The sequence below is a fragment of the Anaerostipes sp. PC18 genome, from assembly GCF_039789045.1.
Classification (GTDB): Bacteria; Bacillota; Clostridia; order Lachnospirales; family Lachnospiraceae; genus Anaerostipes; species Anaerostipes hominis.
Genome location: NZ_CP121164.1, coordinates 1,867,697 through 1,881,750 on the forward strand (window position 1 = coordinate 1,867,697; position 14,054 = coordinate 1,881,750).

At 39.9% G+C, this 14,054-nt stretch carries 9 protein-coding genes; all 9 read right to left on the minus strand.

The window, feature by feature from the left end:
• Nucleotides 1–2: 2 nt before the first annotated feature.
• Nucleotides 3–3,014, minus strand: a complete 3,012-nt coding sequence (locus P8F77_RS10165; protein WP_347256069.1) for a fibronectin type III domain-containing protein — start codon at nucleotides 3,012–3,014, stop codon at nucleotides 3–5.
• Complete coding sequence (locus tag P8F77_RS10170; RefSeq protein ID WP_347256070.1) at nucleotides 3,014–8,230, minus strand: tape measure protein; 5,217 nt, start codon at nucleotides 8,228–8,230, stop codon at nucleotides 3,014–3,016. Before P8F77_RS10170 ends, P8F77_RS10165 begins: the two co-directional genes overlap by 1 nt.
• A complete protein-coding gene (locus tag P8F77_RS10175; RefSeq protein WP_347256071.1) occupies nucleotides 8,227–8,604 on the minus strand; it encodes an HK97 gp10 family phage protein in 378 nt (125 codons plus the stop codon). Before P8F77_RS10175 ends, P8F77_RS10170 begins: the two co-directional genes overlap by 4 nt.
• A 19-nt stretch (nucleotides 8,605–8,623) precedes the next feature.
• Nucleotides 8,624–9,166 carry a hypothetical protein gene (locus P8F77_RS10180; RefSeq protein WP_347256072.1) on the minus strand — a complete coding sequence of 181 codons (543 nt, stop codon included), beginning with the start codon at nucleotides 9,164–9,166 and terminating at the stop codon, nucleotides 8,624–8,626.
• A gap of 17 nt (nucleotides 9,167–9,183) precedes the next feature.
• Nucleotides 9,184–9,585 carry a hypothetical protein gene (locus P8F77_RS10185; RefSeq protein ID WP_347256073.1) on the minus strand — a complete coding sequence of 134 codons (402 nt, stop codon included), beginning with the start codon at nucleotides 9,583–9,585 and terminating at the stop codon, nucleotides 9,184–9,186.
• 78 nt (nucleotides 9,586–9,663) lie between these two features.
• On the minus strand, nucleotides 9,664–10,332 hold the full coding sequence (locus P8F77_RS10190) for a hypothetical protein (protein ID WP_347256074.1): 669 nt from the start codon (nucleotides 10,330–10,332) through the stop codon (nucleotides 9,664–9,666).
• Between the two features lie 309 nt (nucleotides 10,333–10,641).
• Nucleotides 10,642–10,965: a hypothetical protein gene (locus P8F77_RS10195; RefSeq protein ID WP_347256075.1), complete on the minus strand. Its 324-nt coding sequence runs from the start codon at nucleotides 10,963–10,965 to the stop codon at nucleotides 10,642–10,644.
• A 70-nt stretch (nucleotides 10,966–11,035) separates the two neighbouring features.
• A complete protein-coding gene (locus P8F77_RS10200) occupies nucleotides 11,036–12,775 on the minus strand; it encodes an HK97 family phage prohead protease (RefSeq protein WP_347256076.1) in 1,740 nt (579 codons plus the stop codon).
• A gap of 15 nt (nucleotides 12,776–12,790) precedes the next feature.
• On the minus strand, nucleotides 12,791–14,023 hold the full coding sequence (locus tag P8F77_RS10205) for a phage portal protein (protein WP_347256077.1): 1,233 nt from the start codon (nucleotides 14,021–14,023) through the stop codon (nucleotides 12,791–12,793).
• Nucleotides 14,024–14,054 lie beyond the last annotated feature (31 nt).

Consider the following 14,054-nt stretch of genomic DNA (forward strand, 5'->3'; position numbering starts at 1 on the left):
AATCACACTCCTCCTTCTACCGGTTTTATATCAATTGATACGGGGATAGAGAGTTCTTTATAATTTCGATTATAAGAGATTGTGACGTTTGCCCAATATCCCAAACCGGAAGGTTCTCTAACATAGACATCCCCTTGGTAACCCATTAATTGGCGTACCAATGCTAATGTTTCGGTATCAGTTTTAGGAAATTCACATGAAATTTTTAAACTTTCGCCACGCTGCGTTCCGTAATAGGCGACCGGACGATATCTTCCAATATACTCAGCCAAAGACACATCATTAGAATTTGAATCCGACAGCTTAATATTCGCCGGTAATTCCAGTATGTTTCCGTTGAATGTTTCTTCGTCATCACTGTATACATTCTCGCTCCATTTTTCATTCCATTGCAGAATCACTGACGGTTCTGCATATGTTTCTATAAAATCAGCAAATGCTATTCCTCCCGTTTCAGTGTTTGTTGAAACCACCCGATACACACAGGTACCAAAAGAAGGATGAGGATCTCTAAAAAATAAAGCTGAGTCGGTACTTTGTAAATCATTGTTTACTCCCTCGGCAATCGCTACGTAAGAACCGTTCTGTTCTTTTCGATACACGCTTAATGTTGTGTTAGATGTTACTGCCCAAAAAACATTCCACAAATATTCCCATACAGCCTCGCTGGGGGTGCCCGATTTCACACAGCGATAAATGTCTCCGCTAGGAACATTGAAATAGTAGTCATTAATTTGAGAAAGTTCAATTCCACTGCTGTAGTAAATGTCTTCATCGGCATCACCGTCTATAATGGTACCGCTGTACCATTTTACTGCGTCGCTGTAATCAAACATGGTCTTGTATAACCACATGGCCGTATTAGGGTCTCCGCCGACCACACAGGTATAAGTTTCATATGTTGACTGATTGAAATATACATCCCCCATGAAAGCTTCTTCGACTTCGGAATTAGGAAATACGGTCCCGACTTCTACTTTCCCGGTTATGTTTATACCGATATAAGCGACTGGTTCGTAATTTTCATCCACCTCCGAAGGTGCCTGATCGTCATCCTCTTCCGGATCATATCCGATATAGTAGTGACAATATGGACGAAGAATCGTATATCGATATGTTTCATCGAATTCTATTTCTAATTCAGGAGTATCACTTGTTTCGACCCAATCGGGTGTAAAATCATACGTTGCCTCAGCCGACAATCCAGAGTTCATATATACGATAACTTTTAAGGTGTATCGAACATCTGTTACAAAGTCGGCGTCAGAAGCAGAAATTATCATATCAAGCTGTTCGTTGGTATCCAGAAACTTAGAATAGATTTCAGACCCTTCAGCTACAATTATTTCGTCTCCATGTATATCTGTGGTTTCATACGCCGAACTTGTTACAATGGAGATATGATAGCTGATGGGAGTTTGCGAACTGGGCGTCGTTTCACCTTTAAGAACAAGCGGAAAGCTGGATAAAACATCTCCGATTAACGGTAAACCGTCTTTATTGGTAACCGATAAACTTAAGTTTGGTTTCATGTATGCTTTTATGACTCTTTCAATAGAAAAATCACTATAAGAAGCATGAATACCTTTGGTTCTGACTTTCCATTTGATCGAATCGCTGGAACTGTCAACAAATATGCTGTATATCGTTCCAGCAGAAATCGTATTTGCTTCATTCTTATAAACGGTCAATGTCCATAAATTTAACTCCGATATTTCATCGATAAGTTCGCCATAATCATCAGTTTTCGTATTTGTTTTTGTTAAATAATAATTGATTCCCCCTATATTAAACACCAGCTGTGCACTACGCTGTGCCGAACCATCTTGGGAATTGTGAACGTAATATAGGTATGTAGGATCAGTCGTATCTATGTTCGAAGCAATAACAGCTGTTGTCGTTGACGACCACGTTGTTGGCGGAGAAGGCTTAACCGCTAATACTGCTGATATAGTATTAGAAGGATCTGACTTGTCTGATCCATTTACAGAACGAACTCTGAAATACCAAGTATGTCCTACTTCTAAATTTGCTAAAATATAACTGTTAATATCATCAACTGTTGTAGACGACACCATATTGCTGTCAAAGTAGCTTGGAGAGTCGCTAACATATTCAATTTGATACTGTAACACATTATTAACTTTGTTCCATGTTAATTTAATCTTTTCGTCATCCAATGCGGATGCTTTAAGATTTGTTGGAGGATTCGGCCTCGTGTCAATAGAAGACGACCAGGATGACCAGTCCGACCATAAATTGGCCGATGCGGTACCCCCGTCCACAGTACAAACCCTAGCCCTCACCTGATAACTTCCAATTGTAGATAAATGTAAGGAAAAAGGAACCAGGCCAGTGCTATTAATTGAAGTTGAATCTTTATAATAATCATTACCGAATTTAACATACTTCGTTCCGTCCCTCAGCACTTGAATGCGAACTCGATCGATGTCATACTCAACATTATCTACTTCGACTTCAACTTTTAACGTCTTATTCGTAATTGTAAATTCGCTTATCGTAGGTGCTTCCGGGATTTCGTCATAATCCGTATCCCTCTTGGACACATAATCTGTCGTAAACCATAATGCTGTTTTGGACTTGCTAGACTTATATTTTTTCCCATTAACCTTTATGGAAACTCTGATCTGCTTTGCGTTATTTGGTGGCGAATACAAATCCGAACTTGTATTTTGTGAGGATGTTGTAATGGTTTTGTCCAAATACCACTTTGGAGTTTTTCCTTTTTTATAGTCTGCTACCGAATAGTACCATTTAACCGTGTAATTATCGATAACGCTTGTATATTTCTTTTTAGTCGACTTTGTTACATACTTCTTGGTTTTCTTAACATAAGTACAAACTTTTTTTGTTATATTAATCTTTTTTTGCGACTTAGAAAAACTCCATGAAGCATAAAAATTATTTGTCGAGTTTTTGCCCTGTCTGATAATTTTTATCCGACTGGCATATAACTTTTTCTGGACTTTCTTTTTTTTCTTTTTCTTCGCCATTACATCCTCCTTTCTATATTAGCTGCGTGAATAAGTGATTTAACTGCATTAATAATATTGCTTCCATCATCGTATGTAACATTTCCGATGGAAACGGAATTATTAGATATATTCCCAATGTCTTTCCGCAAACCTTTAATTGCCGAAACTACGTCGCCATTTGATCCATTTCGAATATTTCCAATCGTGGAGCGAATAGCATCAACATTTGACATAACGCCAACAGACGGATTTGAAGCGTTGAACAAACGATTCATTCTTCCCACCCCATCATTAACGTTACTAAGATCTACTACAGGACTGATAATCGGAGTAGAGTCCATCCCAGAGTCAATCACATTCGCAATTTTTGAAACAGCATTATTTACACTCTTTGCTGCTGTTTTTCCTAAAACGGTACCGGATTTAATAACTTCTGATGTCTTTTTTGCAATACCAACCACAACGCCTTCACCAATAAATTTGCCTGTCTCTGTAGTTATTTTTGACGGGGAGTTTACTTTAGCACCCCTGTTTACGGCCTCTGCTCCCGCTTTACCCAGGTTATATCCGGCAGTTACAACGTCAGATTTTTTTGAGTTAATGCCGGAAACTAATCCTGCTCCTAAGTAACTACCTGCTGATGAAAATGATGAACGATAGGATTTAATCGCACTTGCGCCGCCAGAGACAAGTCCCTTAAAGGCGGTTGTAACTGATGTTTTTTTGCCTTTAATAGCTTTGGTTATAGCATTTACTAATACGTTGACTGCTGTTACGATGGAACTCGTATTCGACTTAATGGCGGATGATGCTCCAGACATCGCAGTTTTCATTGATGAGTTTACAGATGATTTACCTTTTGAAATGGTTGATGTCATAGATTTTACCATGCTGCTAACGGATGAACCAACAGAGGATGCCGTTTTAGAAAGTGATTCCGTATTTACGTTTATATTGTTTAATTTATTGACAGACTTCACGAATGCCGCAACTTTACTCGTATCAACACCGTTAATTTTATTAACCGCTGACGCAAGCTTACCTACCGCTGATGATATGGATGATATCTTATCTCCATTTAGTCCGGAAGATCCAAAAGCTTTAATGCCCTCGGATAATTTAGTCAAATCATCTTTTAAATTCGCAGGAACTTTGACGTTAGCCCATTTGCTAACTGCCACGCCCAAGTTTCCAAGAGGACCGGCTACCTTACTAATAGCTTTTCCTCCAAAAAAATCTTTAAATGATGCAAAAGTTGAGATTGCGTCAGACAACCTTTCTAAATCAGCTTCTATATTTTGTGGTACGGTAACGCCGTTCCATTGTTTAACCGACTCGGCTAGCTTTCCAAGCGGAGATGCTACTTCTGATATTACTCCTGAACCAATTAGTTCGAAAATTGACCCAAAAGCCTTGACACCATCTGCTAAACCGGACAGATTGTCTTTCAATGTATCAGGTACAACGACCCCGCTCCATTTTTTAACTGCATCAGCCATTTGACCAACTCCAGGAGCTGCAGTAGACAAAGCATTTGCGCCAAGGCCACCTAAGGTGAAACTAAAAATTCCACTAGCCAATGATTTCAGTTGCGTGGACAATCCGTCTGGAACAGACACACCACTCCATTTTTTAACAGATTCAGCTAATGTTCCAAGTGGTTCCGCTATTGTTGAAATAGACTTTGCACCAAGCCCTGAAAGTGTGTTCAATAACCCCCCAAGGCCAACTTCACCCATGGCCAGGCCCATAGCCGCTAGACTACTTTTAATTTCTTCCCAGTTCATTTCACCGAATTTCTTTAGCGCATTTGCTAGGTTTTCAAGTCCTTTTATTCCTAACAATAAAGAACCGCTACCTACAAGCGCTAATGGTCCGGCTAAGGTTCCGAGAGTACCAGAAATAACACCTATTTCTGTTAAAGCTCCTCCCATACCGACTAAACCACGAGCAATGGACTCCCATGCCATACTTCCGAAAATAACTAAAGCGTCTGCTATTTTTCTAAGTCCTTGGACACCTAATAATATGGCACCCGAACCTATAATTCCTGATAAACCTGCTAACTTACCTAAAGTTCCACTTACCAAACCAAGCTCAGTCAAAGCTCCACCCATGCCGACCAAACCTACTGCTACTTCTTTCCAAGACATTGTTCCGATCGACTGTAGAGCGTTGGATATTTTCTCAAGCCCCTGCACTGCCAGAACAATTGCGCCTGAGCCAAGTATACTCGACAATCCCGTTAACCGGCCTAAGACTCCGCTTACCGTCGCAAGTTCGCCCAAGGCTGCCCCCATGGCAACTAATCCGTGTCCTATTTCGGACCACGTCAGCATACCAAGTCTGCTCAGGTTTTCTGAAATTTCATCCAGGGATTTTGTCACCATAAGAATCGATCCGCTCGAAAAGATTGATTTAAATCCTGCGGCTTTTTGCAATACCCCTAGTGCTATTACAAATTCACCTAAGGCTCCACCCATTGCCGTTAACCCATGTGCAATTTCAGACCATGTTAATATACCGAGTCGTTCCAGATTTTCTGAAATTTCATCAAGAGATTCAGTAACAATATGGATTGCCCCACTGGTAAATATGGATTTGAATCCACTTACCTTCCTTAAAATTGCAAAAACAGCGGTCAGTTCGCCTAAAGCTACACCCATCGCGACTAATCCGCGTCCAATTTCGGACCACGTCAGCATACCAAGTCTGCTCAGGTTTTCTGAAATTTCATCCAGGGATTTCGAAAGGATTAGTATGCTGGCGGCCCCACTTACTGAACCACCAAATTTATTTATAATTACGGTAACCGCGGTTAATTGCCCTAAAGCTCCTCCCATACCGACTAAGCCGCGAGCAACTTCACCCCATGATAAAGCACCAAAGTCAACAAACGCCTCACCCATCATTTGGCAAGCTTTTGCGAGTGCTATAACGGCTACGCTTGTACGCAAGCTTACTCCGCCGTTGCCTATATGCTTAATCGCCAATGTTAAACCTGCGAGAGAGCCTCCAATTGAAACCAGACCCTTTGCTATTTGTGACAATGAAAGGTTTTTAAGTTTCACCATCGCTGAAGCTAATATGTCAATCGCTTTAGCAATGCCAATCATCGCGACAGCCGATTTGACAACGCCTTTCGATTTAAAACTACTAAGTGCGCCAATCAGCGATTTAAATCCAGAATTTAATTCCTTCATCATTATACCGATTGCCACCAACGAGTACGCTATTTTCTCTGGCTTAATCTGCGAAATAGTTTTTAATGAGGACGTTAAAAGCGTTATCGCCACAGCAATTCCGACGATGGATGCCACTTTGATGCCTTGCTGAAATGATTGTAAAGAATCATTTAGTGAACCTAAAATATCCTTGATTTTAGTCGTGGCCTCGTCAGCTGTACCTAAAAATCCATCAAAAACGCCGCTTATTTTATCAAATACATTTGCAAATTTTTTAGCCGCAACAAATATACCGCCACCAGCAAGACCAGCAAATATGTCCCCAGCTGATACATTATCTTTAATCCATGTAATGACTCCTTTTACAACATCAAAGATTCCTTTAAATGCGTTAGATATACCTTGAGCTACTCCGGTTATTTTTTTATCTCCACCTGAGAATGAACCGAACAATACTTTTATGCCTTCCGTAACAACAGAAATCGCTGAGGACATTATATCTAATGCTCCGGTAACAACAGAACTCATAACCGTAAAAACGTTTCCAGCTTTTAAACCTTCGTCGATTTTTACGAATAGATTGCCTATCGAAGCAGTAATAGTTAAAATGGCATCGCCCATCGATAATACCGCTCCGCCGGAAACAAAAGAAAGAATCGGTTTTAAAATGGCAGTTATTGCTTGCTTTCCTATATCAACAATCGCAAATAAACCCTTAAATGTGGTTTTCAAATTTTTTGATTGTGCATCGCTAAGCTTCAAATGAGAAGTAAGTGTTTCGAGACCTTTCGTAATGTTAAATAGCTGCTTTGCAGTCATTGGCGGAAATATGTCTCTGAAGGCTTCCTTAATAGGTTTTGCGATGCTGACAATTCCTTCGAAGGCGTTTTTTGCCGATTGAATAAGAGATGAACGTCCACCTAGGTCTTTCCAGCCTTGCAACAAGTTATTTCTGGACTCAGCAGAGCTATTGATTAATCCACTGAACACGTCGGAGATTTCAGTAAGCAACCCTTTCGCTTCTTCGAAATCGCCGACAATAATTTCCCAACTCTGGGTCCATCCAGATTGTGCCGCCTCTTTTAAAGTGTCAAATAATTGAGTAAACGTCTTTACTTTCGTAGCCGCATCATTGGCCGTCTTACCCATTTTGATTATTGAAGCGATTTGCTCTTTTGTATAGCCCATTGTCTTGAGCTGTTTTTCAGATAGATCACCAGTGAATTTAGAAAGAGTCTCTGTTAATACATCAGAAGTTAACCATCCCTTTTTCAAGGTTTCCCTAAAGGAACCTTCGGATTTTATCATTTCGTCGATGGCAACACCGTGAGCCCGTGCGGTTTCTTTCAATGCATCCTGGAAAACCTGTCCACCCATTCCAGCGTTAACTACTGAATTCCAGTCCTGTAGCTTTACGGTTCCTGAAGCCAAGGCTTGAGAAAGCTGATACATCGCTGTACTAGCTTGCTGTGATGTAGAACCGGAAACTGCTGCTAAATTTGCAATACCTTTTATCGCGGCTACGGACGTATCAAGATCGACCCCTGCCGCTGTAAATGTACCAATATTACGGGTCATCTCCGTAAAATTATAAATTGTCAAATCGGCGTAATGGTTCAACTCATCCAATGCGGCATTGACGTCTTTGAGTGTACTACCTTTTCCTTGCGTATTTGCTAAGATAGTCTGAACGGCGTTAATCTGAGTTTCATACTCTTCAAAGCCACTTTTAACCGGATCTATTGTTAGTGCGGATGCAATTCGTTTACCAGCGTTAATTGCCGTATTGGTTATATTCACCAAGGCCGTAACACCCATTACTTCTAAAGCAGAAAATTTAGCTTTTATAGTTTCCACACCATTATTAAGATGTGATATGTCAAACTTTTTAGCCGTGGAATTAAGAGTATCTAAACCCTTTGAAGCATCTCCTAGTTTTAAACTTTGTTTCAGTTTATCGAGTGTGTTCATACTCGTTTGAACGTTTCTTTCGAAATTTTTATTATCAAACTGCATGGAGACAACTCTGTCATCTACTGTGGTGCTCATAGTTCAGTAACCTCCTTCCACGCCTCTTCAACAATTCGGTCAAAAATAGGCTGGATCGCAGGATTGATATAATCTCTCCCTTGAACCCAGCCGCCTTGTCTGGTACCATGCCCATATTGCAATATAATGGCTATTGGTACGCCGTCGTTAATGTGTGAGTTTTTAAAATTTATAATTACAGTCCCGTTACGTCTCTCGATTTCGTAATACCAGGAGACAGCCGTTAATCCGGAGTCCAGAGGTGTCGCAGAAGAAAGAGCCGCAACCCCTTCTCTCCCGTACTTATCTAATAAGCTGAGTTTCGCAACCCCTCTGATTTTTTCCAAATAACCAGTGGCTTTAGAAAAATCGCCCTTTTGTTTTATAGTTATCATTTAAACAACCTCTTTTTGTTTATCCGTTAGTATTAAGTTGTTTTTTTCTGGCAGCGTTCAAAGCTGCGTTTCTACTTAGAATTTCTTGTTTACTCATTTTTTTAGCTGGTTGATTCTTAACATTACAAACACGAATTAATGTTAACAGGCGATTTAAGTGCCATTTTTGACACTCAAACGGGATGTTAAACGTCACCATCCAGTAATATATAATTTCAGAGGTTGTTATTTCTCGATTAGCACCTTTCCTGTCACCTTCATAGAACGTCGTAGCGGTCATTGGAGCGTCTATATATCTGACTATTTCATCAACATTTGAACTCGTTAAATCCCTAAAAACATTGGAGTTCACGTTTTTTGTAATAGTCATACAACGTATATAATCAATAAGCTCTTCTTCTGTTTTTTCGTTTTTAGTCAAAAACGGTTTACACCACTTTGATTCCCATTTGGAAAGTGAAACAAGAGAATGTTCTAATCTCAATGTTTGCTCTTTAGTGTTGATAAATTCTTGAATTGATTCGTCCCATTGCTCCACAGCAGGTATCGTGATCTCAAGCATTCTGCGTCACTCCAGTATTAGTTATCGGCGTTTGGTATTTTCTCACGTACAGTCTTTTTCTCAGCGTTAGGAATAACACCATTAACAAACTCCGCGGCTTTACCTGCATCCTGAGCCAGTTCCATAAACAAGTTTGAATATGCTACTGTCTGTGAAAAGGCATCGGATAATTCCTTGCTCTTAATGAATCGTTTTCCGTCCATACTTTTTTCTCCATAAGACTTGAGAAGTAATTGTTTGAAGATCTTGATGATAGTTTCTTGATCTTGTGCTTGAACGATTCGATCAACGTATGCTTTCATCCCCCCGGCTGTGCCCATTTCCATTTCAATAATTTCGGCTTCTGATAAATGAAAATAGAAATCTTCTGTTCTTTCTGTTCCGTTATAGTCGATATATGTAATTGTTTTTTTTACCATTTTGATTTTCTCCTTTCGATAAAAGGGTCGCTAGATTTACACTAAACGACCCTATGAGTTGTAATAACTATTTAATTACTACCCTGCTGCCGGCGTATCACCGACAATATCTGCGATTTCGTCTGGTAACGGCAATCTTGGCTCTGTTTCTGTACTTCCATATAGAATATCTTCCAGAGCTTTCATTTTAGCTGCATCGGTTTTTGTACTGTTAACCACAACAGTTGCCGTTGGGTCGTATCCGTCTACGACCACTGGCGTCGTAGTAAGTTCCCATGAAAAAATTACAGATTCTGGACTGTCATTAACGGTTCCATATCCTTTTTCTGAAGGTGCTGCCATCGCACCGTAAATGATATGAATTTTATAACCGTACTTATCGCCTTCTGTATCATTGCCTAAGGTAGTCTTGTATGACACCCCGAAAGGTTTGCGTGACTGCTGACCGATAGTGACACCAGGTGCAATCTCGGCAGATCCGTCACACTCCCCAAATTCCTCTGGATACACATAAGCCTCAATGGTGGCACCGAATTCTTCGGCACTCATAAGATTTAAATACTTAATGTTATCCGCATACAATGGTGATGCCTCGGCCCCAGATGGGCTTTCTGTAACGCTTGTAAGTCCATTCCAAGCAACCCCCTTGGGGTATGTACCCTCGGATGTCTGAGGATACAAAACGCCTTGACTCACACCGGTTTCGTATGTTTTCTCTCCTGTTTTATCCCAAACAAGTTTTGCCATAATTAGTTCCTCCTAATTTAGTGAACAATGGTAAAGACAGTGTGATGCAGATTGTTAGACGTATAATGTCTGTCAAATCTGCATCTGGGTAGTTTCGAAACCTTTTCTACAATTTCACTATCGGGATCACTGTCAATTACTATCAATTGATAAGTTAAAGATTGAGCGTACACTCTATCATCAGCGTGTTTGTTAACTATAGAGCGTGAATATGTTATTGCTGGATACTCCATCTTTTCTGACTCTGGCGGTTGAAAATAAGCATTCGAACTCCCAAGAATTTCACAAAGAATTTTGTGTAATTCCAGTCTATTTTTCAACATTGTAAACGCCCCCTATCGTTAAGATGAGTCTTGGGTATGCTACTTCTACATTGACAATTTTCCATTTAGTCCCCATGTATTTCACATACCTCATTGCTCGAAAATTCTGATTGGCAAATGGATCAGCTAAAATGCTAATTTCGTTGTTCATGGCGACATCATCATTAACATCAGATCCTTGAAGTCTCCTGGTATTTCTTATGAGTTCGCCATAATATGTACGCTTTTCCATAGTTGGTGTCCAAACACCTGGGCGATCTTTGTTTTCTTCTGTAAATGCAAAACCGATTTCTCCATAAAATTTAGCCATTTTGAATTTTCTCCTTCGATTTTAGGCATAAAAAAAGAACCCTTATCGGTTCCGCCGGTTTCAATATTTATTATCCTGCTGCCTGAGTAGTCTTAAGCTCCAATGCAATTGCTGAGTATGGAACAGTTAACGCACCCGAACAACGAGTTTCAATCAGATATTTTTCCTGGTTGTAATCAATATCAAAGTCGTCAAACATGTTGATAGCTCCACCTTTATCAACTCCAATACGATAATCATCGAGATTCACAATGATTCCCATAAGACTTAACGTATTGCCACTTTCATCATTTCTTGTCAGGTCCTCCATTACTGGAACTGTAACGATTTCTTTCACCCTCAATGCAGTTGTCAGTTTTTCAACAGTGTCATAAATAGCGCGACCATTTTTGTCCTCTAATAATAAACAATCGGTCAGCATATCTTCTGTGGTGAACATAGTTGGGTTTCCAGTTCCTTTATAATTTTTACGAGATTTGATAGATGCTTTGATAAATGCCTTAGCTCTATCGTCGGCCGTCGTATTGGTCGCACCATCGATTTCTGTTTTAATTGTATATAGATCGTCATCTTTCCAAATTGGACGAATGTTCAATTCGTTGATTTTATCATCCGAAGATGCAGATCTGCCGTCACCGACCAAACAAGCCCTGGCGATTTCTTCGTCCAGCATAAGTCTCATTTCGCTTTTCAGCCATGTTACAACGCTGAAATCCGTAATATCCAGAATATCATCACGGTCCATTTTCTGCTTCTTATAAACGGTGGTAGGGCTAGTAGATCTCTTTAATAAACCAAATACCTCCTCTTTTTTCATATTGCCTTTAATGTAACCTTTAGCTCTGGCATCATCTTCGGTGATATCTGCGTGAATGGACTTAATCCGTGAAAACGGTACATGATGGGTTCCATTCATTACTTTCTGAACCCAATTCATATCCCGCTGTATAAATGAAGGTGTTTCTGTTACGTTTTTCGCATCTGGGAATAAATAATCAATATTCTCGATGCCATAGTCTGCAGCGTGGACTAAAAAGCTTTCTTTTAAGCTTCCCTGACGCTTTGCGTCTTTAAGAATAGTCTTCAATGCGTCATGGCTGAGTACGTTTTCGTCCTTCTCGCTTGAATCGAATACATTATGTTTCATTTCTCCATCTCCTTTTTTCTCTGTTTCATCAGTGTTTGATTCTCCTAAAAGTTGCCCGATCATTGCATAAACAACCTCTTTTTGCTTTTCGGTCAAAGTTTCAAATATGTCTTCAACCGTCGCGTCAGATTCCGTAGTCTTTGTTTCTTCATCATCTTCCTTATTTTCATCCAGCGTCTCTTTCTTATCTTCTTCCTCTTCACTGGAATGACACAGGCTGATTAATTCTCCGGTATAGATACGAGCTTCAACTTCGTCTTCGCCGTCACTATGAGCAATCACCGAATCTATAAATGCCCCCGGATTAGCTGACGCCATTACAAGGCTCACCTCACGAATATTTCCGTGTACAACGTTCGTACCGTTTTGTTCCAATTGATTTGCAAAGATAGATAGCGAATCAATATCTCCATGCTGGACCATAGCACGAGCCTGATTTCCAGCTTCAGTGTCGTTAAGTGAACAATATGCATAAACACCGTCCCCCCTGTTTTCCAATAGCGCGTGGCCTAAAACATTGAACGGATCATTATGCTGATGGTTCCACACCAATGGGACCTTTTGTCCATCGTTTTTTTTAAATGCGTCTTTTAGAATAACTCTCCCATCAGAGCATCTAAGATTATGTCTAGTGGCCCAGCCACTAAAATCATACTTATCCATTTTGACTTTTCCTCCTTATTCCTCGTTGACAGTTTCTGTACTTTTCTCTATTAGTGTTGGGTCGTTCCTCTTCTGTGTACTTATATTGCTATTTCTAAGTTCGTCGGCTCTGGGATCGTCTGAAGGTTTGAAGCCGATGGTTTGCCTAAACTCGTTTGATGACACGATTTCATTTCGAGTGAAAGAATCGGCAATATTCGAAAGTTCAAGCACCGGCACCAGTTTAAATGGATCTCTGAAATACATAACCGATTGTTTTTGTGAACGTGCAGTTTTTGATAAAAACTTTCTCTTTAATTCATCAACGATGGCAGATACAATAGGTTCAATCGACCGATTGTAGTAATTTAACATCGTTTTTTCGTCTGCTGTGCCATCCAATATGCTCTTAGTAATTCCTAACTGGCTGTATAGCATGCTCGTTAGATATTCAATCTGAGACATTAGATTGTTCTCTACAGGACGATTAAGTTGAGTGATCCGTTCAGTAGCATCGGTATAAGCAATGCCATATTTAGAACCCGTTAATTGTTCTTCAATATCTTGACGCCTTTTTTCGGCCTGTTGACGCTTTAGTTCACCCTTTATTGAATACGGCAATTGAACGATCAAGTCTAACTTTCCTGAACTGTTTTGTTCATCAATAACATCCAAAAGATTAAGTTTTCTTATTAGTCTCTGCATCGTTGAATTTGGTTCATTAATAACCGCGTAAAGTGGATTTTCTATTATGCCAACTTGATTCTTTGCCATGATGAGATCTTCTTTCATACCAGTCCGATCGTTATAAACACGAACTTTCACTTGAGACGGATACCACTCAAGAATCTTCCCAGTCCGCATAGTCAGGATTTCGTATGAATTTGTACTTCCTGGATCAAGATCGGTGTCTATTGGTACTAGTGCCACACATCCCTCGTCCATCATCGACATAACAATATCTTGTACAAATGCCCTTCCGGTTTGATCTAAATTTGCTTCTAAGTTTAAACAATTATTTAATCCAGAATCGATAGAACCAATATAACGTTCGTTCTCATCAAGACGGACGTGTTTAATTTCTATGGCCGCCGCATCAAGAGCTATACGGTTATATACTGACGTAACGATGGATCGTTCGTTACCTCTTGTGAAACGAACCCGATCCGGCCTATAGGTATAACCTCTTCCGACATTTGAATATGTTGGATCCCTATTAAAAAAAGCGTTCACAGAACGTTTTAAACGACTTTTTATGTCTAATGCCATTTTGAATTTTCTCCTTTAAAGTTAAATCTTC

Coding starts and splice junctions, on each gene's coding strand:
- P8F77_RS10195 (WP_347256075.1), bottom strand. CDS start 10,965: ATGGCTAAATTTTATGGAGAAATCGGTTTTGCATTTACAGAAGAAAAC.
- P8F77_RS10205 (WP_347256077.1), bottom strand. CDS start 14,023: ATGGCATTAGACATAAAAAGTCGTTTAAAACGTTCTGTGAACGCTTTT.
- P8F77_RS10165 (WP_347256069.1), bottom strand. CDS start 3,014: ATGGCGAAGAAAAAGAAAAAAAAGAAAGTCCAGAAAAAGTTATATGCC.
- P8F77_RS10175 (WP_347256071.1), bottom strand. CDS start 8,604: ATGATAACTATAAAACAAAAGGGCGATTTTTCTAAAGCCACTGGTTAT.
- P8F77_RS10180 (WP_347256072.1), bottom strand. CDS start 9,166: ATGCTTGAGATCACGATACCTGCTGTGGAGCAATGGGACGAATCAATT.
- P8F77_RS10185 (WP_347256073.1), bottom strand. CDS start 9,585: ATGGTAAAAAAAACAATTACATATATCGACTATAACGGAACAGAAAGA.
- P8F77_RS10200 (WP_347256076.1), bottom strand. CDS start 12,775: ATGGATAAGTATGATTTTAGTGGCTGGGCCACTAGACATAATCTTAGA.
- P8F77_RS10170 (WP_347256070.1), bottom strand. CDS start 8,230: ATGAGCACCACAGTAGATGACAGAGTTGTCTCCATGCAGTTTGATAAT.
- P8F77_RS10190 (WP_347256074.1), bottom strand. CDS start 10,332: ATGGCAAAACTTGTTTGGGATAAAACAGGAGAGAAAACATACGAAACC.